The organism is Flavobacterium sp. Flavsp81 (assembly GCF_059491325.1).
Map to the genome: position 1 here is coordinate 3,929,931 of NZ_CP168505.1, position 20,331 is coordinate 3,950,261.

A 20,331-nucleotide genomic window follows, 5' to 3' on the forward strand; every position below is an offset into this window, starting at 1 on the left:
AAAGTTGTATTATTTGATTAAACTAACTCCGTCAACAGTTGCCCATGCTCCAGTAGTTAATATAGCTCCTGTAGCTGTAGAACTTTGAACGAAAGTTCCGGTTGGGAAAGCGACAACAATAGCATCAGTAGCGCCAATTGGCAATACATTAGTTGTATTAGTAATTTTTACATTTAAAATTTTTATTTTAGATGTGTTTACCTGATGAGTGTTAGTAGCATCATCCTGAATTCTCACAGCACTACCATAGTAAGTAGTTGCTCCGGTTGTGAAGTTACCGTAACCATCGATAATGATGTTGCTGTATTCTCCGTTTCCTTCTCTTTTGAATTGGAAAGCATCAACTTGGTTATCTCCAACTTCAGGAACATTACCCGCTTCTCTTTTTAAAGTAATGTTAGAAACTTTTGGTCCAAAAGCATTATCATTTGCAGATGCTTCGATTTCCATTCCGTAGTTACCTTTTCCAGTTTGGTAAGCATACCAGTTGGTGTTAACCGTACCTTGCCATCCATCTTGCCAATCGAAAGCATCATCATAGTTTCCGTAAGAAATAGCATTTGTCATACTTACAGTCCCTCCAAAGAATTCGAATCCGTCGTCAGCACCTTTGTAAGAAACTAAGTGATCTAAAGTTGTTCCTGAACCTACTGAGTAAAAAGTAAAACCATTGTTTTCTTTTTGTCCGTCAGCTAATTTCGCTCCGGCATATTCTACTCTTGTATAATTTAATGAACCACCATTGTGAGTTGCATTTGTTCCACCGTAAGTAATGTTGTTACCATCTTCTGATGTAGAAGAAGTTCCACCACCAGCTACTTTTGCAGGAGCATCACCATACATTATGATTCCTCCCCAAGAACCTGGAAGTTTAGATTTTTCTGTAAATACAATTGGTTTGTCAGCTGTACCGTTAGTAATTAATTTAGCTCCGTTTAAAACAACTAATGCGTTGTCTCCAGTAGCTTTATCGATAGTGATTGTAGATCCGGCATCGAAAGTTACTGTTACACCTGAGTTGATTTTTACGATTCCTTTTAAAGTATAGTTTCCGTAAGCAAATGTTTTGTTTGCTGTTATTGGACCTGTGATTTCGCCCGTTACAGGTTGAACAACAGGAGTTGGGTCATCACTAGAGCAAGAGTTTAAAAATAAACTTGTAGCAAGTGCTAAAGCAAAAAATTTAGTTTTCATAGTTATGTGTTGTATTATTCGTTTTATTTTTTGTCAAAATTATAATGTAAATCCTTTCAGTGTGTTATCTCAATATTACATTACAGTTATTAAAAGAAAACTAAAATGTGAAGAGAATGTTAAGTAGATTTAATGTATCAGTAAATAAAAAAAGTCCCAGAATCTCTGGAACTTTTAGTTGTTATTTTTATATAGATATTAGAAAGTGTATCCTATTTTAACAGAGAATCCAACTCCTTTTTTGTAGCTGTTTGCCAACAATGATGATTCTTGAACTTTGTAAGTTCCGTTGTTTCCGAATTCTAATTTTCTTTCTGGGTTTAATAAGTTGTCGGCAGTAAATTTTATATCAAAATGTTCTGAAATCTTACTTCCCCAAACAAAATCTAATTGTTGTACAGGTAATTCATAAGTGTTGTCCTGACCGTTTGTCCCTACTGCATAAATTCTTTTTCCGAATACACCATAAACAAGTGACATTGTATTTGTCCAGTCTTTACCTAATTCAAATTCATATTTTAAATCAGAGTTTACTAACCAGTCAGAAGCACCTTGCAATGATCTTGTTTGGTGCGTTTCGATTGAGTTTTTTACAGTAACAACACCATCCTCATCCTGAGATTCGTAAGTTGGAGCAACATTTACTTTGGTAGACATCAATGAAGCATTTAATCCAAAAGAAAAATGCTCTAAATTTTCGCTGATTCTGTTTAAACCTAAAAGGAATTCAACTTCAGCTCCGTATAAGTTTGCACTATCAGAGTTCAGGAAAGTAGTTACTGTTCCAGATGTTGCATTAGCAATAAAAGTTCTTTCGATAGGATTATCAATATGTTTTCCAAATAAACCAAAAGTCAACATTTCTTTAGAAGTAGGGAATAATTCATATTTCAAATCAACATTATAGTTATCACTATTTTTCAATAATGCATTTCCTTGTGTAGAAGTATTATCTGCATTAATGTATGAGATTGGGAAAGATTCCATTACAACTGGTTTCGTATACGTTTTACTTGCAGCGAAACGAATGTTAGATGTCTCGGTTAAAAGATATTTCACATTCAACGATGGTAAAACATAAAGATTGTTGTATCTCTTTAATTTGAATGGATCATCAAAAGAACCTAAAGTTCTGTAAAATGTTTCTTTGATAGTACTTTCAACTCTAACACCTCCATTTAACTCGAATTTCTCAGCAAATTTCAATAATAAGTTTGCATATCCTGCATTTGCACTTTCGTTAAGTTTTACTTTATAAGTTGTGTTTGAACTTTCGTTAAAAAAAACAGCATTATTGTTAATATCAGTTGTGATTTTAGTATCGATATTGTTTATGTCTGATGATGAAAAAGTACCGCCATTACTTGCAACAAATCGATAAGAAGATTCCATTTTAGAGGCATTTCCGTTATAACCGACTGTCAATTTGTTCTGTTTTGCATCTTTTCCAAATTTCAGGTTGTATTCTAATAATCCAGAAACAAATACGTTTCCATCAACAGTTAAATACTGACGTAAGAAATTGTTACCACCGTAAGAAGTATTGATTTGATTGTCACTTTCCTGAGTTCCTGAGAAGAATTTTCTATCTGGCTGGCCATATTTTGTATTAGCATATGATATACCAGCTTTTAAAGTTTGGTTTTTATCTTCTGTCAAATTATATTCTCCTAATAATTGAGTATTTAAATAATCAGTTTTATCCAATTGATTAGTACGGATGAAGTTATTGTCAACTCCGTTATTACTTAGAACTCCGTATTGATCTAATATAGAGTTTAATGTTGTTTTTAAATACAAAGTGTTAAAAGCCAATTTAAATCTTTGGGTAGTGTAATTTACTCCCACTAAAGCAGATGTACTAGTTTTAAAACGATATTCAGTGTTAACAAAATCATTGTTATATTTATCGCCAAGTGTTTGCAGTGTTCTGCTGACACCTTCTCTAACAGCATAACTATTATCATAATTAAGAGAGAATAAGTATGAAATGTTACGATCGTTACTTAAGTCAAATTTTTCTGCATGAAGAAAATTGATGCTAGAGTTTAATGGACTTTTGCTTTTGTTTACGTTAAAACCTTTATCTCCGCTCAAAGAATTTAATGCCTGATCAGTTGTAAAAGTTGTTCTGCCTGCAGTTGATCCTAAAAAACCTGGTAATTCCCTATCTTTTCCGTTGAATCCAAAAAAGCCTGCAGCAGTATCTGCATCACCTGAAAGTAAGAAATCTTTAAAACTGTTTCCAGTTGTATATCCTGCGCCAAGATTTATTTTTGTAATGTTTTTAGAAACTTTAGAAGTTTGAATATTAAAAGTTCCACCGGCAAAATCTCCATAAATATTTGGGTTAAATGTTTTGTAAACATCAATAACACCAACTATGTTTGTTGGAAACAAATCAAGAGGGACAATTTTTGAGAATGGGCTATTTGATGGAGCAGCAAGATCATTAATCAATAAGTTATTGTAACGATCTTCAAGACCACGAACAAATAAACCTCTTGAGCCTACTTTAGAAATTCCGGTAATTTTTGTCAGACCTTCTTCGACATCGCTAACGCCTTTTCTGGACATTTCCTGTGCTCCGATACTTTGTTTGATTACAACAGCATTTTTTTGGTCTAATAATAATGCAGTTTCTTTTTCTTTGTTAGCAGTCGATTTAACTACTACATCTTTTAAAGTATATCCTCCCGATGAAAGTGACAGGCTTACTGTTGTAGTTTCATTTGCTTTAACGGTTACAGGTTTTTCTACAGACTCATAACCTACGAAGCTAAAAATAATGGTATAATTTCCCGGATTAACATTTAAAGAATATTTCCCGTCAATTTCAGTATTGGTGCTAATATTTGTTCCTTTGATCAGGACATTTGCAAAAGGCAAAGCTTCATTGTTTGTTTCCTTATCGGTTAAAACTCCAGAAATCGTACCTTTGTTTTGTGCAAGTGAAATACCGCAAATAAATAATGTAATAAATAGAAATTTTAAATTGAATTTCATTTCAGTGTTGTGTTTGATTTATTTTTGTGCAAAGAAATAAACACATTGTAAAGTTCATGTTAGCTACTTGTTATGTTTTTGTGTTGTGAAGATTATCAAATTGTTACCAAATTAAATTACCGTTAACACCAATTTTTAACCGTTGTTTTATTGTTATATTTACCATCGCAATTAAATATCATCGAATATATAATAAAGAAAATTTGATGTGAAAATCTCAATTTTTGCTATTTATGAAAAAAACACAAACCAAGATTTTATTAGTCGACGATGAACCGGATATCCTGGAAATTGTAGGCTATAACCTTGCTCAGGAAGGCTACCAGATTGTAACAGCTTCAAATGGAAAAGATGCAATCGCAAAAGCTCAGAAAGAATTACCGGACTTGATTATAATGGATGTCATGATGGCTGAAATGGACGGTATGGAAGCTTGTGAACATATCAGGAAAATTCCGGAATTAAATAATGTTATCATAACATTTTTAACTGCCAGAAGTGAAGATTATTCGCAAGTTGCTGGTTTTGATGCTGGTGCCGATGATTATATTACAAAACCAATAAAACCAAAATTACTTGTCAGTAAAGTAAAGGCTTTGTTAAGAAGGTTAAAAGAACAAGAAGTAGTAAGCGATACACTCAATGTCGGCGGAATCGAAATCAATCGCGAAGAGTATAAAATCATCAAAGATAATATCGAAATTTCGTTGCCAAGAAAAGAATTTGAATTGTTTTATTTACTCGCCTCAAAACCCGGAAAAGTATTTAAAAGAGACGAGATCCTCGATAAAGTCTGGGGAAATGAAGTAGTTGTAGGTGGAAGAACAATTGATGTTCACATTCGAAAATTACGTGAGAAAATTGGTGAAGACCTTTTTAAGACCATAAAAGGTGTTGGTTATAAATTTGAAGTCTAAACATTCAATATAAAAGTGAGCCATATAAGTTCATTTAAATTATAGTATTTGTACTTTTGTTATCGGAGTCAATCTTTCTCAAAGTTTAAAAAATTTGAAAAAGATTGGCTTTTTTAAATGAACTTATATCACTTATGTGGTGAAAAAATAATCCCTTTAATTATTTATTATTTAAAATTTCCATGAAAATCAATTTCAAGAAAACCTACAAATTTGCTATAAAATCTGCGTTGTACATAAGCCTTTTTGCAACAGGATTTGTATTGATATTGATGAATTTGTTTTATAAAAATCAATTAAAATATCAGGTTGGATTTGGAATAATTTTTCTTTTTTCGGTTTATATTTTTTCTTTTTTGGTTCTGCAATATCGTGTCGAACGATTTATTTACAGAAGAGTAAAAAAAATCTATGATGAGGTTTCATTATTAGAATCAACAACGCTTATCAATCAGCCCATAACAACGGATATGGAAACACTTTCACGTGAAGTGAAAAAATTTGCTACAGATAAAAAACTCGAAATCGAAATGCTGGAAATTCGCGAACAATACCGAAGAGAGTTTTTAGGAAATGTTTCGCACGAACTTAAAACACCATTATTTACCGTTCAGGGTTATGTTTCGACTTTACTGGATGGTGCAATGGATGATAAAACAATCCGAAAAAAATATCTGAAACGTGCAGAAAAAGGAGTAGAACGATTGATTTATATCGTCGAGGATCTGGATATGATTACTAAGCTGGAATCAGGAGATTTAGATTTAAATTTTACCGAGTTTAACATTGTCGAATTAATTCAGAATGTTTTTGATTTATTGGAAATGAAGGCTGATAAAAAGAAAATCAAATTGATATTTGAAAGTAAAAATGTACCATCTCTAATGGTAAGAGGGGACCAAGACAGGATACAGCAGGTTTTAGAAAACCTAATTGTAAATTCTATTAAATACGGAAAAGAAAAAGGAACTACAGAGGTTGGTGTTGTTAATTTGACCAAGAGAAAAGTCCTAATCAGGATTAGTGATAATGGCGAAGGAGTAGAAAAACAAAATATTCCAAGACTTTTTGAACGTTTTTACAGAGTTGATAAAAGCGGAACCCGTTCAGAAGGCGGATCAGGTTTAGGATTAGCTATTGTAAAACACATTATCGAAGCACATAAAGAAAAAGTATATGTAGAAAGTGAATTCGGAATAGGTTCTGAATTCTCTTTTACACTCGAAAAAGCACTGAAAATACAAAAACCTGAAGTTAAAAAATTGTAAGCTGATTTGCGTCAAATGCCCTAAAAACAGGACGTTTTAACAATAAATCAACTTTGCGATTTACGCCATAACAATAAATTTTTATTATAGTAACATCTTGTTAATGATTTCTTAACATTGATGATACATCTTTGCATCCTGAAATTAAGGGTGTTAGAAAAAATGATAAAAAGAAAAATAATTGCAGTTTTATTGCTGCTTACCTGTGGTGCAAATGCACAGGAATTGAATAAACAGGATGTAAAAAACGAGGTAATGCGTATTTTAGATTCTATCAATAAAGCAAAACTTCCTGATACTAAATCTGGAGGTGGAGTCGAAGAACATTGGTATGACAGGATTTCATTGAGAGGTTATGCACAAATACGATACAATGGTTTGTTTTCTACAAATGACAAAGTTTCGTGCGATCAATGTGATAAATCCTGGGGAACAACTTCAATCGCTCCGGATGCAAAATCAAATAACGGGCTTTTTATTCGCCGTGCACGTTTAGTGTTTTCAGGTCAGGTTCATCCAAATGTATTTTTCTATTTTCAGCCGGATTTTGCAAGTTCACCAAGTAGCGGAATTCAAAATTTTGTTCAGATTCGTGACTTGTATTTTGATCTTTCATTTGATAAAAAAAGAGAATACCGTCTTCGTGTTGGGCAGAGTAAAATTCCATATGGTTTTGAAAACATGCAGTCGAGCTCACAGCGTCTGACTTTAGACCGTGCCGATGGTATGAACAGTTCAATAGCAAATGAGCGTGATTTAGGGTTGTTTTTTTATTGGGCACCGGCAGAAATCAGAGAACGTTTTGCTATGTTGGTAAAAGACGGTTATAAAGGTTCAGGTGATTTTGGAGTTTTTGCTTTTGGAGTCTACAACGGACAAATAGCAAACAAAATAGACGGAAACAGAGATTTGAATGTAGTGGCAAGGGTTACTTATCCGTTTGTTATTGGAAACCAGATTATCGAACCCGGTATTCAGGCCTACACAGGAAAATGGGCTTTTACCGGAGAAGTTTCTTCGGGAGTTACCGTTAATGATCCGCAATACATAAAGGACCAGAGAATAGGAGCGACCTTTGTTTTGTACCCAAAACCTTTCGGAATCCAAACTGAGTATAACATTGGGACAGGACCCCGTTATAATACAGTAACTAAAAATATTGATGTAACAGATTTGGATGGAGGTTACGTTTTATTGAATTATAAATGGGACATTAAAAAGCAGCATATTTATCCTTTTGCCAAATTTCAATATTATGACGGAGGAAAAAAATATGAAAAAGATGCCAGAAGTTATGTAGTAAGAGATTATCAGCTTGGTGTTGAATGGCAGCCAATAAAAGCATTCGAACTGACAGCCGAATATGTTATTGCTGACAGAACTTTTGAAGACAGCGCACTTCCGGTTAACAGACAACAAGGGAATTTACTACGCTTACAGGCGCAGTTTAATTTCTAATTTTACTTCTCAAAAATAGAAAATAAAGAACTCCAGCTGATATTATTTTCAAATTGAGACAGACCTTTAAACGATTTTACTTTTGAAAGATCTTCAATTGTAAAATCGTTTTGCGTTGCATACGGTACTAAGTTTTCATTCTGAAGCTTTATGGCCAGATACTCCTGCTCATATTGTCCCGGAGTTGGGATAAAAAAAGCTTTTTTTCCAAGTTTTGCCAAATCCATAACCGTTGTATAACCGGATCGGCATAAAACCAACTCACTTTCGTTAAAAGTTTGTTCCAGTTGTTTGGTGTTCATAAAGTTATAATGAGTCACATTTTTGATTTGTTGTTTACTCTGTGTTTTTTCTACAACACCTTTTACAAAAACAACATTACCTGTGTAGCGAACAATTTCCTGTTGCAGTTTTTCTTCTAAAAAAGTACGTTGAGGTTCCGGTCCAGATAAAATAATCATTAAATCGTATTGTTTTGGAGTATCCTTTTTGCGCATTCTGCTCAAAGGCCCAATGTATTTTAGATTTAGTTTGCTGTTTTCCAGATGCCCTAATTCACCTGTTAAATTTGGCGCTTCATTAGTGTCGGGAATCCAGCATTCATTATATTTTTTTATAAAATGCTGATGACATTTACTGGTAAACTTTGTTGTGTTTCCTGTCATCACATTCAATTGATGCGTAATAAATACAGAAGGAATTTTTTTGCTGAAAACGCCTAATCTGTTATCTGAAATAATACCATCAATATCATATTTTTTTATCCAGGAGTTTACTGTTTTTTTCTCATCTAAAATAGCGGTAATCATTTTTGGTAAGTTCTTAATCAGTTTCCATTTGAAGTTTTTACCGTTTTTTGCATACTCAATATGATATGAAGGTAATTCAAGTGTCTGGAGATAAGGAAATTCTTTTTGCAATAATGCCAAAGCAATTCCATCAGACGCAATAATAGGGATGTAATTGTTTTCTTGTAGCGCCTTAATTATAGGAATACATCTTGTTGCGTGACCTAAACCCCAATTTAGCGGAGTTATTAAAATAGTTTTATTGGCAGTAGTGTATTCGATGCTCATATTTGGCGTTTTTCAAACGAAGATAAAGAATTACTCTTTTTTTTGTTATTTCGAAGATATTACTAAATCATTAACTCTGATCATGGAATGTTAATTTTAATGTTAGGCTGAGCGGAGTTGAATCTCTTTTACTTTACTGATCTTCGACTAAGTTTATCCTGAACGAAGCCGAATGGACTCAGGATGACATTGCGGACAACTTTAAAATTTAGATTTCAATAAAAAAGGCTAAATTTCTATTTGAAAATTTAGCCTTTTTAAAAAATATAATGTTTTTTTACTCCTGAATATAAGTTTTGTTTCCGTTTGAATTAATATAGTATTTTCCGCCTCTTGGTCCGGTATACACTTTTTTACCGTTGTATTCCCCGCTAATTTTATCAGCAACTTTTGGTGCTTTCTCGTTCGTTTCTTTTAATTTTTTTACTGCAGTTTTTGATGTAGTTTTACCGTCAGCTTTTACTTTTTGTGCAGTTGTATTTGCTTTTTCTTTGGCCCTGTCCGCTTTTTCTTTAGTTTTTGCTGCCTTTTCTTTAGCTGTTTTTGAGTCAGCAGCTACTTTTTCAGCTTTTTCTTTGGTTCTTTCGGCTTTCTCTTTAGTTTTTTTAGCTGTAGCAGTTGCTTTGTCTGCTTTCTCTTTAGTTTCCGCAGCCTTATCTGCTGTTTTTTTAGCTTCGGCAGCTTTTTCTTTTGCTTCTTTTTTAGCTTTAGCCTTAGCTTCAGTTTTGGCCTTAGTGGTTTTTGTTGCCTCCTGAGCATAAAAATTACCGGACAAAACCAGCATGAAACATAATAACAATAATTTTTTCATAGTTAAAAGGTGTTAAAATTTCAAATTAAAATTAATCAATTTATGATAATATTTCCTGTAAAGTGTTAAAAATAAGCACGAAGCTGAATGTTTCCTGTATGAATAGTATTTCCGGCCTCACTTTTACGCCCCTGATAGTTTAAATTTACATCTAAAAATTGCGTGATATTTTTCTGTAATAATAGTTTCCATACTAAATTTTCTCCGGCCTGAAGGCCTTCCAGCATCTGATATCCCACGGATGAAAATTCATTTCCGATAAATTTATTTTCATAAAAAGAAAACTCTCCGTTTATGGTGATTTTTTTATCTCCCGCATATGAAAAAGAAGTTCCAAGCCTATTTTGAGTTAAGGTTTCAAAATTTCCGATCTGGTTTTCCTTTTTTTGTAATTCATAAAAGAAATCCAAACTGGTATTTTTAGAAAATAAATAACTGATTTTTGGTGCAACTTGATACCCTTTTAATTCATAATTTTTCTCAGTAAAATCTTCCGAAGTCAATGAAGACTCAATCGTTTTGGTAAACAAATTAAACAACCAGCTTTTTTGATATAAATGTGTGTATTGTAATTGATGTGAATTGTTTTTTACCAATTGTGAACCAATGGACAATAAGTTTTTTCCGTTGTTGATAATATATGAATATGTTACTGAATGTTTTTGTTTCCCCCGATTATAGAACAAGCTGTTTCTAAAACTGGAATTTAATCCTAAGATGTTTTCCCCGGAAGAATAAAATGGATTTAATTCGAAATTATCACCATCACTTTTTACTTTTCTATCCAGAATGAGTGATGTCTGGTTATAAAAATAAGAAAATATTTTTCTGAAATCTTTTTCATTCTGCCATTGCAATGGATTAATAATAACCGATTGAGAGAATTTATTTTGATTGGTTTTGATATAAACCTGGTTTGGCAAAAAGACCCGGACAAATTTTGCCTGATCCGGAAAAGGCGCTATTTCAAATTCTTCTATTTCCTGATTACCGTTTCCGTTATAATCATTCCATGCATACACACCCTGTCCTGCAGCAACTTCCACGTAAGTGTATTCTTGTTGTGCAATGGTTCCCGAACTGGTTTCGTAAACGGTTCCGATTTGAATAAACTGATTAAAAAAACGATCATTGTATAAAATTCTCGAATTCAATGAAGGCTCATTTTTTCGATCGGCAGCTGTAAAATCTAAATTCCGATAACTTGCATAAACAGCCAGATCTGTTTTTTTGTTCTGAATTAGTTTCGATTTCAAAAAATAGGTTTGTGAATTGTTTACATGCTGCAATAAACCATTTTGCAAACTGTCATTTTTTCTTCTTAAATAACCCAATTCTACAAAAACTTTAGTACTGTCGCCACGGCCAACAAAAACGCCATATTCTGAAAACCGCTGGCTCAGGGCCGAAAACTGATTGGTAGTTTTGTCTTTTTCCTGATTATCTTCAATTTGAATATTTCCGCCGATCCAGTTTTTTCCAGAATGATATTTGGTTTTAGTAAGGTTTCTGATAAATTTTGAAGTTGAAGTGGTAGCATCGCTATTTAAAAAACTGCCTTGGTTTTCAATAGTCCATTTTTTTAATTTGAAGAGCGCATTGGAAGTATGTCTCGCTCCCGAATAACTTTCAGTAAAATCTAATTTCTCAAACTGATAGGTAAATAAACCAATGTTGGTTGTTTTTTCCTTCGAAAATAAATTAAGATTAAAACCTGTCACCAACAGACTTTGATTGCCCAAAAGTGTTGTGTTTAAATTCCAGTCACGATTAAATTCAATATTATATAAACGTTCAACTGATTTAAAATCATTTTCTACAAATTGATAATTAGCGAAAGCATCCAATGTCCAGTTTTTCGAAAAAAGACGCTTTTTGGAGTTTAATTTCATTGCAATTCCATTATTGTTTCCGTCGTCAATATCCGAAAATAAATTTTGGTCATTATTGCTGATACCAATTTCAAAATCAACTAATGTTTTTTCATCAGGATTGTACTTTCCTAAAAATGTCGCTACCTGAATTTTCATTGGTGCTACTAATTGTACAATAGGTTCATAATTTCCCTGGGGGATTCCATTTACCGGAGAAACATATTCGTAAATACGCTCAACCGAATTAGTGTTCTGTATCACATAGTTTCCGGAATTTGCTCCCACGAGACTAAACTTTACATTGTATAAAACATCCGTTGAGTTGTTTGAATATTCGTAAAATTCAACTGAATTTTCAATTACTTTTTTATACAAAATCTTCGTATCGGCATATGTATCTTCATAAGCAGATGGCGCTGTCATTAAAAAGGTATTGTCTCCTGCCTGACTTAAGATCTGAACCTGTTCTGTTGAAAGATTTTGCTGTAAAGGCTGATTTTTCAAATCATTTTCAGAATACAGATAACCGCCAAAACTCCATTTTTTATTTTCATGCGTAACACCTGCATAGGTAACCAATCGATTGTAATTTCTGTCTGAATATTGGTATTCGATATTAATTCGCATTTCAGACGTAATAGTGAAAAGGGACGTAAAAACAATTTCACCGGCATTATAATCAATTACATAATCATTGTTTTCGCCTCTTTTAAGCAAAACACCATTTACATAAACACGTTCTGATCCGGAAATTACCAAAACATACAACTCGCCATTTTGTCCTTTTAGTTTATAAGGACCCTGATTGCCTTCCTGACCGGTAAAAGTGCTTTTTGCATATTGCCCTTTTGCAAAAGCGACCGATGCAAAAACGTTGGTTTTATTGTCTTCTCCGCCAAAATTAAAACTGGTGGAAAGTCCCTGAACTTTTTTATTGAAACTTAAAAATTGAGTTTTTCTGTTTTCTAAAAACACATCACCCGCACGGATATTCCAGTTATCACTAAATAATTCCATAAAGATATTATCGAACTGATCCAGTTTTTGTGAATAGCCGCCATCCTGTAATGGAATATTGCTGTCCTGAAGTGATGCCCTCAAACTAATTTTATCCGAAATTTTTCCTGTAATCTGAAGGTCCAGATTCGAGTTTAAAACCGTGTTTTGATTATTTCCAACTGTAATGCCTCGTGTGATGCTTCCGGAAGTATTCAGTCCGTCAAATGGAGTTGCTTTTTTAGAATTGTTATTGTCTATTTTGTACAATTTCTCAGAACCGACATCATTGCTTACCACCTGACTCGATTTGTAAAGACTGTATTCTTTGGTTAAAAAATCAGGATACGTTAAATAATTTACGATTAAAGTATCTGAATCTGAAGTAAATTTTTCGTTTAAGAGAAGATTTCCTTTCTGAAAATCAATTTTGTAAAATGCTGAATCAATGGGTTCATTCCTGGAATTTAAAAGCTGGAAAAAACCCGAATTAATACTCACATTTTCCAGACGAATAGTATCGCGGGTGGCAATTATTTTTTTGGTTTTATAAGACGAATCCGTTTCCTGGGCCGATAGTCCGGAATAACAAATAAGCACAAATAAAAACAGTAATTTTTTCAACATAAGGACTTTAAACTCGAAAGATCAAAAGTAATATTTAATATTTGAAATATGCTTCTATAAATTTTTTAGCTATCGCTCTTTTAGGAATGCCGGCAATATTTAATGATTTATTTTTTAATTGTTACGTTTTTGAATATTCTTTTTATTTAAAAAAGAAAAACGTATACTTGTAGTCAATTTAACCATAAGTTAAGGCGGAATATTTTTGATAGTCAATTGAGAATACTGTTGATTAAAGACATAAACCACAATTTTAAATGATTACTAAATGAAGAAAAACTACTTTTTACTTTTTTTATTGCTTCTGGCTTTCTTATCAGGAAAAGCGCAAAACGCCTGGAAGAACGTTCAGATCGGAGGAGGAGGTTTTGTAACTGGAATTATTCCCAGTAAAAATGACGCCAATTTAAAATATGCCAGAACAGATGTTGGCGGTGCTTACAGATGGGATGCTGCTAATAAAAAATGGATCTCTCTGCTGGATTGGCTAAGTACAGATCAGGTGAGTTATTTTGGGGTTGAATCGCTGGCGATAGATCCACAAAATGATAACGTGGTCTATTTATTAGTTGGAACGGATTATTTTAATAGTGGGAAGACTGCTATTTTAAAATCTACTAATAAAGGGAATTCATTTACTGAAATTGAAGTGACTTCGCAATTTAAGGCACACGGTAATGGTATGGGGCGTTCGAATGGTGAACGTTTGGCTGTTGATCCAAATAATTCGAACATTCTTTATTGCGGAACCAGAAGAAATGGTATTTTTCAAAGTATTGATGCCGGTTTGACATGGAGTAAGTTGTCAGGTTTTCCTGTTACAACAACTTCAAATGATAATGGAGTATGTTTTGTTGTTTTGGATCCGGCTTCGGTTTCAGGAGGCAAAACACAGACTATTTATGCTGGGGTTTCACGCGTAGGAGCCTCTAATTTATATAAAAGTGTTGATGGCGGAATTAGCTGGACTGCCGTTTCAGGAGCTACGACATCTTATATGCCGCAGCGTGCTGTTTTAGATTCAAATCGATCTTTGTTGATTACTTATGCTGATTTGGAAGGACCCTGGAACGGAACCCAAGGAAAAATATCAAAATTAAGCAGTACAGGAATTCTTACAGACATTACGCCGGCTGGTATTACAAGGCCGTTTGGCGGTATTGATGTAGATCCGGCAAATCCACAACGATTAATCGCTTCAACGATGAACACATATTGGACACAATATACTACTTCTGGTGGGGCAGGTGTATACGGGGATCGTTTTTTTCTAAGTACAGACGGAGGTGCTAATTGGAGAGATTTAGTTGGCAATTCAGGAATTTCTTTAGAAACTAATGGCTGTACATGGATTTCCGGTCAGTCAATACACTGGGCAGGAGATTTTAAATTTAATCCCGCCAATACATCCCAGGCAAGTATTATTTCAGGAAACGGAATTTTTACTTGTGATGATATTAATGTAGCCAAAACAACCTGGAAATTTGATGCGATCGGTCTTGAAGAAACAGTTCCTTTAGATTTAATAAGTATTCCATCCGGTCCATTAATGAGTGTAATTGGCGACTTTGACGGATTTAAGCATACAGATGTAACTGCTTTTGCTCCGCAACATGCTCCTACTATGGGTACTTCGACTTCTATTTCGTATGCTGCAGGAAACACAAACAAAATTGTGAGGTTAGGTAATTCCATGTATTATTCTGCAAATCAAGGTGCTACATGGACTAAAACTACAGCGGCTTTAAAGGGACAAAAAGGCAGAGCAGCCTTGTCTTATGATGGAAATACCATTTTGCATTGTCCTTCCGGTGCAACAAATATATATCGTTCTGTTAATAACGGAACAACCTGGACAACCTGTAACGGTATAAGTGTTAGTGATGCAATCCCGGTTTCTGATCAGGTAACTAATAATAAGTTTTATGTTTATGATCAACCAACAGGATCGATGATGATTAGTACTGACGGAGGTGTTAATTTTGCTCCTGCAGGTAATGCCGGTTCATGGGGTTCACAATTAATTAGAACTGTTCCCGGAAACGCAGGACACATCTGGATTGCAATGAATGACAGTGGTTTAAAACGCTCAATTGATGGTGGCGCTACTTTTGTTGTTCCTTCAGCAAATGTGACAGCTGCATCAGCTGTAGGTATTGGTAAAGCAGCTCCGGGAAAAACATATCCTTCTATATATATTTGGGGAACAGTAAACGGAGTTACCGGTGTATTTCGTTCTATTGATGAAGGTATTACCTGGCTTCGTGTAAATGATGATGCGTATGAGTTTGGCGGTGCAGAAAACGGTAATTTTGTAATTGGTGATATGAATACTTTTGGAAGGATTTATATGGGTACTGTAGGAAGAGGAATTGTTTACACCGACAGTGATGCAAGTCTTGGGGTTCCTGATAATGAATTTCAGAATGATACTCAAATATTCTCTGTAAAAGCTCGTCCTAATCCGATGAAGGATTATGTGGTATTAGAACTGCCTGATTACACAAACGGAACCTTGGTTAATATTCAGGTTTATGATTTATTAGGCAAATTGATAAAGCAGGATATGTATACGGTTTCAAATAATACTGTGACGTTATTCTCTGATGATTTATCAGGAAATCAAAATGGTGTATTATTGGTAAAAGTAAAAACCAGTAACGGAAAATCAGGTATTGTAAAAATTGTAAAGTAAAAAATCTTTTTAGATTGATTATAAAAACAAAGGTCTCACTTTTTGGTGAGACCTTTTTATTATGCTGAATTTAATAATATAACCTGTCTAAAACTAATTTAGCTCTTTGGTAACAATCTGCATCGTTTCGCGGCTTACTTGTTTTAGTAAAACTGCTTTGTTTTCTTCAACAGTTTGTGCTGCCTGTTCATTAAAATGGCGGATTGTATATAAGGTTACATTTTCGTTATAATCGACTTTGAATTTTTTAGAAAGAATTGCATTCAATTCATTAAAATTTTCAAATTTATCTTCTACACAAACAGAGAAACTAATCGCTGAGTTCTGAATTAGATTTACCTTTAATTTGAATTGGTGAAACAATCCAAAAATTTCGCTGATGTTTTCCTCCATTATAAAGGAGAAATCAATAGAAGAAAGCGAAATTAAAAGCTGGTTTCTTTTTACGATAAAGCAAGGTAAATAAGGTTCTAAATCAACACCTTTAGAAACGCAGGTTCCTTTTAATAATGGGTTGATAAAAGATTTTACGTATAACGGGATTTCTTTTTTCTGTAACGGCTGTAATGTTTTCGGGTGTATAACTGTTGCACCGTAAAAAGCCAATTCAATCGCTTCACGATAGGATATTTGGTTTAGCAGACTTGCATTTTCAAAATAACGCGGATCAGCATTCATAACACCGGGAACGTCTTTCCAGATTGTAACACTTTCTGCATTTAGGCAATAGGCAAAAATTCCGGCAGTATAATCAGAACCTTCACGGCCTAAAGTGGTAGTGAAATTATTTTCGTCAGCACCTAAAAATCCCTGTGTGATATTTAATATTTTGCGTTTTACATTTTTGCTGATGTTTTGTTGGGTAACTTCCCAGTCTACTTCTGCATCTCTGTAATTAGCGTCTGTTTTTATAAAATTGCGAACATCAAGCCATTGGGTCTGAATGCCCATGAAATTCATAAAATGACTTAAGATATTTGTCGAAATTAATTCTCCAAAACTCACAATCTGATCGTAAACAAAATTGTAATTTGGTGATTTATTGTGTGCTAAAAAATATTCTAATTCAGAAAACTGAGCTGCTACGGCTGTAAAAACTTCGTGGTTTTCATCTTCAAATAAATCCAGTAAGATTTGATTGTGATATTTTTTTATTTCTTGTACGGATGAATTAAGCTCTGCCGGTTTATCGAAATAATTTTTGATAACCAGTTCCAGGGCATTTGTAGTTTTTCCCATAGCCGAAACTACTAAAATCACATCTTCATAGCCTACTTTTTGTAAAACGTCATACACGTTTTTAATTCCTTCAGCATCTTTTACCGATGCACCACCAAATTTAAATACTCTCATCTTTAATTTGTATTGTTGAGACGCATTGCTGTGCGTCCCTGTCAGTTTTAAAATTTTAATATTTATGACAGAAGTACACTCCTTATACTTCTCTGTCATATTTTTGTCTGCCTAATTTATTTTTGATACAAATGAATTAATTCCTATTTCATCCATTTGTACTACTCTCCATTCTTTGAGAACTTTTGCGCCTGAGTTCTCATAAAAATTTATGGCAGGAGTATTCCAGTCAAGAACATTCCAATCGATTCGTCGAACATTATCTTTTTTTCCCTGTTTGATAATTTCAGAGTAAAGTGCGAAACCCAAACCTGATCCACGCATTTTATCTTTTACAATTAAATCCTCAAGGTGTATTGTTTTTCCTTTCCAGCTGGAATAACGATAATAATATAACGCGATTCCAACAATTTCTTTCTCAACTTCTGCTACAAAAACATGAAATAATGGATTTTCACCAAAACCATCACGTACTAAATCATCTTCGGTTATCAGAACCGCATCCGGTTCCTTTTCAAATATTGCAAGTTCCTGAATCAGCTCTAAAACTGATTTCATGTCTTCAGGTTTTCCTTTTCTAATATTCATAATTCATATTTTTAATTACTTATTAGCTAAATAAGTATTTTTTTATTCCAAACTTTTTGCATTTCATTAGCAAATATACAATAGTAGCAAACTAACTAAATAATTTTTGAATCATTCTCACAAAAAAAGCGATATTTGTGACTTATAACTAAAAACTACAACGATATAGCAATGGAACAACGCAATAAAACACTGGGAGAGTTTATTATTGAGAACCAAAAAGCATTTCAGTATTCATCAGGGGAATTATCCCGAATTATCAACTCTATACGTTTGGCGGCAAAAGTCGTAAACTATAAAGTAAACAAAGCTGGATTAGTGGATATAATTGGCGCCGCAGGCGAACAAAATATTCAGGGAGAAGATCAGCAAAAATTAGATGTGTATGCAAATGAAGTATTTATTCAGACATTAATAAACCGTGAGATTGTCTGTGGAATAGCTTCGGAAGAAAACGACGAATTTATTACTGTCAAGGGGAGCGACAACAGTCATAATAATAAGTACGTGATCTTAATGGATCCGCTTGACGGATCTTCGAACATTGATGTGAATGTTTCTCTGGGAACCATTTTTTCGGTTTTTAGAAGAATCACACCAATCGGAACTCCGGTTACAAGCGAGGATTTTTTACAGCCTGGAATTAATCAGGTTGCTGCGGGTTATGTAATTTACGGAACTTCAACAATGTTGGTTTACACAACCGGTCATGGCGTAAATGGTTTTACGTTGAATCCGGCGATTGGAACATTTTATTTGTCACACCCTAATATGCAATTTCCGCTTGACGGGAATATTTATTCGGTTAACGAAGGGAATTATGTGCATTTTCCGCAAGGAGTAAAGAACTACATTAAATATTGTCAGCGCGAAGAAGAAGACAGACCGTATACTTCAAGGTATATTGGAAGTCTGGTTTCTGATTTTCATCGAAATATGATCAAAGGAGGAATTTATATTTATCCAACAAGCTCAAAAGCACCAAAAGGGAAATTACGTTTGATGTATGAATGTAATCCAATGGCATTTATTGCAGAACAGGCCGGAGGAAAAGCAACAGATGGTTTTGGAAGAATCATGGAAATCCAGCCAACCGAATTACATCAGCGGGTTCCATTTTTCTGTGGAAGTTACAATATGGTCGAAAAGGCTGAAGAGTTTATGGCTGAAGCACTATAATTCATAAAAACAAACCCGATAAAGCTTCAAAACTTATCGGGTTTATTATTTTTAGTTGCAGTTAGATAAAACTGACACTCAATCGAAAACTCTTATTTATGCATATGTTGCATTTCGTAAATAAAAGTATCTGCATCTACTTTTTTATCAACTAATGATAATGCTTTTGCAATAATATAATTTACGTTGCTTGGAGTGAATCCTAAAGCAATTCCTAATTTTCTCAGCATTACTTCCTGTTGGTCTTCAAGATGATGATCAACGTGTACCATTCTGGTTAAATCGTATAAACGCTCTAAACGCTGAACATGTAAATAAGGAGGGTTAATTGGGTATTTTAATGGGTCGTTAAGAATTTCTTCGTACTCAGTTTCTGAAATTTCTAAACGTGAAGCTAATTTGTCCAAGAATTTTTTTTCTTCAGGATGTACAATTCCATCTGCTAATGCTACGCGAACAATAGCTGAAAAGTGACCCTTATTTCTTTGTTTGAATTCGCTATCAAATAAATCTGAAAATGACATAATTATAGTGTTTTTATGCCACAAAGATAAATTTTATTTTAAATTATTAATTTTAAAGTTCTCATAAAATTTAACTTATTTTTATCCGTTGATTTAATAGGAGGCTTTCTTTAATTTTCAAAATAAATCGTATGTTTACAGCCCCTTAATCAATTAATATGTAACCTCATGTCAGAATTTTGGATTTATTTTCAGATAGGTTTAAAGCATGTTTTGAATATTCATGCTTACGACCATGTGTTGTTTTTAATAGCCTTAACCATTCCGTATGCTTTTAAGGATTGGAAACGTATTTTATTGCTTGTCTCTGTGTTTACCATTGGACATACATTAGCTTTGTTGCTTTCAGTTTTTGGAATTATAGCCATAAAAGTAAATATCGTGGAGTTTTTAATTCCGATTACGATTTTAATAACCGCCTTTTTTCATCTTTTTACAGCCGGAAAGGCATCTAAAAATGAAAGTATTAATCTGATATTTTTTGTAACATTATTTTTTGGAATTATTCATGGTCTTGGATTTTCAAATTATTTTAAAACTATTTTAGGAGGTACGGCTACGTCAAAATTATTACCTTTAGGGGAATTTGCATTAGGGATAGAAACGGCACAATTGATAGTGGTTTTTGTAGTTCTGATAATATCATATATAGTACAGACCGTATTTCGTTTTTCAAAACGAGATTGGGCATTGGTAATGTCGGCTTTCATAATTGGAGTTGTAATTCCGATGATTGTCGAAAGTCCAATTTGGAACAGATAAATA

The 20,331-nt window shown here is 33.6% G+C and carries 14 protein-coding genes; 6 read left to right on the plus strand and 8 right to left on the minus strand.

Annotated features, from left to right (window positions below):
* Window positions 1–9 precede the first annotated feature (9 nt).
* Together ACEN92_RS16550 and ACEN92_RS16555 are read right to left on the minus strand one after the other, a co-directional pair.
* Complete coding sequence (locus ACEN92_RS16550) at window positions 10–1,194, minus strand: beta-helix domain-containing protein (RefSeq protein ID WP_007811241.1); 1,185 nt, start codon at window positions 1,192–1,194, stop codon at window positions 10–12.
* 198 nt (window positions 1,195–1,392) lie between these two features.
* Window positions 1,393–4,200, minus strand: a complete 2,808-nt coding sequence (locus ACEN92_RS16555) for a TonB-dependent receptor (RefSeq protein WP_495639442.1) — start codon at window positions 4,198–4,200, stop codon at window positions 1,393–1,395.
* A 233-nt stretch (window positions 4,201–4,433) separates the two neighbouring features.
* Between ACEN92_RS16555 and ACEN92_RS16560 the strand changes: the two genes are divergently transcribed.
* From ACEN92_RS16560 to ACEN92_RS16570, 3 genes are all read left to right on the plus strand, one after another.
* On the plus strand, window positions 4,434–5,117 hold the full coding sequence (locus tag ACEN92_RS16560) for a response regulator transcription factor (RefSeq protein WP_007811237.1): 684 nt from the start codon (window positions 4,434–4,436) through the stop codon (window positions 5,115–5,117).
* Window positions 5,118–5,299: 182 nt separating this feature from the next.
* Complete coding sequence (locus ACEN92_RS16565) at window positions 5,300–6,385, plus strand: sensor histidine kinase (RefSeq protein ID WP_495639443.1); 1,086 nt, start codon at window positions 5,300–5,302, stop codon at window positions 6,383–6,385.
* A 162-nt stretch (window positions 6,386–6,547) separates the two neighbouring features.
* Complete coding sequence (locus tag ACEN92_RS16570) at window positions 6,548–7,843, plus strand: porin (RefSeq protein WP_495639444.1); 1,296 nt, start codon at window positions 6,548–6,550, stop codon at window positions 7,841–7,843.
* Between the two features lie 2 nt (window positions 7,844–7,845).
* Here the strand turns inward: ACEN92_RS16570 and ACEN92_RS16575 are convergent, their stop codons facing one another.
* The 3 genes from ACEN92_RS16575 to ACEN92_RS16585 all read right to left on the minus strand — a co-directional run bounded on the left by ACEN92_RS16575 (window position 7,846) and on the right by ACEN92_RS16585 (window position 13,227).
* Complete coding sequence (locus tag ACEN92_RS16575) at window positions 7,846–8,919, minus strand: glycosyltransferase (RefSeq protein ID WP_495639445.1); 1,074 nt, start codon at window positions 8,917–8,919, stop codon at window positions 7,846–7,848.
* A gap of 277 nt (window positions 8,920–9,196) precedes the next feature.
* Window positions 9,197–9,730 carry a hypothetical protein gene (locus tag ACEN92_RS16580; protein WP_495639446.1) on the minus strand — a complete coding sequence of 178 codons (534 nt, stop codon included), beginning with the start codon at window positions 9,728–9,730 and terminating at the stop codon, window positions 9,197–9,199.
* A gap of 65 nt (window positions 9,731–9,795) precedes the next feature.
* On the minus strand, window positions 9,796–13,227 hold the full coding sequence (locus tag ACEN92_RS16585; RefSeq protein ID WP_495639447.1) for a DUF8818 domain-containing protein: 3,432 nt from the start codon (window positions 13,225–13,227) through the stop codon (window positions 9,796–9,798).
* 268 nt (window positions 13,228–13,495) lie between these two features.
* Between ACEN92_RS16585 and ACEN92_RS16590 the strand changes: the two genes are divergently transcribed.
* Entirely contained in the window at window positions 13,496–15,922 is a 2,427-nt protein-coding gene (locus ACEN92_RS16590; RefSeq protein WP_495639448.1) for a T9SS type A sorting domain-containing protein, read from the plus strand.
* 93 nt (window positions 15,923–16,015) lie between these two features.
* Here the strand turns inward: ACEN92_RS16590 and ACEN92_RS16595 are convergent, their stop codons facing one another.
* On the minus strand, window positions 16,016–17,275 hold the full coding sequence (locus ACEN92_RS16595) for an aspartate kinase (RefSeq protein WP_495639449.1): 1,260 nt from the start codon (window positions 17,273–17,275) through the stop codon (window positions 16,016–16,018).
* A 111-nt stretch (window positions 17,276–17,386) separates the two neighbouring features.
* Window positions 17,387–17,863: a GNAT family N-acetyltransferase gene (locus ACEN92_RS16600; RefSeq protein WP_495639450.1), complete on the minus strand. Its 477-nt coding sequence runs from the start codon at window positions 17,861–17,863 to the stop codon at window positions 17,387–17,389.
* Between the two features lie 171 nt (window positions 17,864–18,034).
* Between ACEN92_RS16600 and fbp the strand changes: the two genes are divergently transcribed.
* A complete protein-coding gene (gene fbp / locus ACEN92_RS16605) occupies window positions 18,035–19,042 on the plus strand; it encodes a class 1 fructose-bisphosphatase (RefSeq protein WP_495639451.1) in 1,008 nt (335 codons plus the stop codon).
* Between the two features lie 92 nt (window positions 19,043–19,134).
* On the opposite strand, the gene ACEN92_RS16610 is transcribed toward fbp, so the two are convergent.
* Complete coding sequence (locus tag ACEN92_RS16610; protein WP_495639452.1) at window positions 19,135–19,566, minus strand: tellurite resistance TerB family protein; 432 nt, start codon at window positions 19,564–19,566, stop codon at window positions 19,135–19,137.
* Between the two features lie 168 nt (window positions 19,567–19,734).
* On the opposite strand from ACEN92_RS16610, the gene ACEN92_RS16615 reads away from it, so the two are divergent.
* Complete coding sequence (locus tag ACEN92_RS16615; protein ID WP_495639453.1) at window positions 19,735–20,328, plus strand: HupE/UreJ family protein; 594 nt, start codon at window positions 19,735–19,737, stop codon at window positions 20,326–20,328.
* The last annotated feature ends 3 nt before the right edge of the window (window positions 20,329–20,331 follow it).

Coding starts and splice junctions, on each gene's coding strand:
- ACEN92_RS16560 (WP_007811237.1), top strand. CDS start 4,434: ATGAAAAAAACACAAACCAAGATTTTATTAGTCGACGATGAACCGGAT.
- ACEN92_RS16575 (WP_495639445.1), bottom strand. CDS start 8,919: ATGAGCATCGAATACACTACTGCCAATAAAACTATTTTAATAACTCCG.
- ACEN92_RS16610 (WP_495639452.1), bottom strand. CDS start 19,566: ATGTCATTTTCAGATTTATTTGATAGCGAATTCAAACAAAGAAATAAG.
- ACEN92_RS16580 (WP_495639446.1), bottom strand. CDS start 9,730: ATGAAAAAATTATTGTTATTATGTTTCATGCTGGTTTTGTCCGGTAAT.
- ACEN92_RS16615 (WP_495639453.1), top strand. CDS start 19,735: ATGTCAGAATTTTGGATTTATTTTCAGATAGGTTTAAAGCATGTTTTG.
- ACEN92_RS16550 (WP_007811241.1), bottom strand. CDS start 1,194: ATGAAAACTAAATTTTTTGCTTTAGCACTTGCTACAAGTTTATTTTTA.
- ACEN92_RS16590 (WP_495639448.1), top strand. CDS start 13,496: ATGAAGAAAAACTACTTTTTACTTTTTTTATTGCTTCTGGCTTTCTTA.
- ACEN92_RS16600 (WP_495639450.1), bottom strand. CDS start 17,863: ATGAATATTAGAAAAGGAAAACCTGAAGACATGAAATCAGTTTTAGAG.
- ACEN92_RS16565 (WP_495639443.1), top strand. CDS start 5,300: ATGAAAATCAATTTCAAGAAAACCTACAAATTTGCTATAAAATCTGCG.
- ACEN92_RS16585 (WP_495639447.1), bottom strand. CDS start 13,227: ATGTTGAAAAAATTACTGTTTTTATTTGTGCTTATTTGTTATTCCGGA.
- ACEN92_RS16595 (WP_495639449.1), bottom strand. CDS start 17,275: ATGAGAGTATTTAAATTTGGTGGTGCATCGGTAAAAGATGCTGAAGGA.
- fbp (WP_495639451.1), top strand. CDS start 18,035: ATGGAACAACGCAATAAAACACTGGGAGAGTTTATTATTGAGAACCAA.
- ACEN92_RS16570 (WP_495639444.1), top strand. CDS start 6,548: ATGATAAAAAGAAAAATAATTGCAGTTTTATTGCTGCTTACCTGTGGT.
- ACEN92_RS16555 (WP_495639442.1), bottom strand. CDS start 4,200: ATGAAATTCAATTTAAAATTTCTATTTATTACATTATTTATTTGCGGT.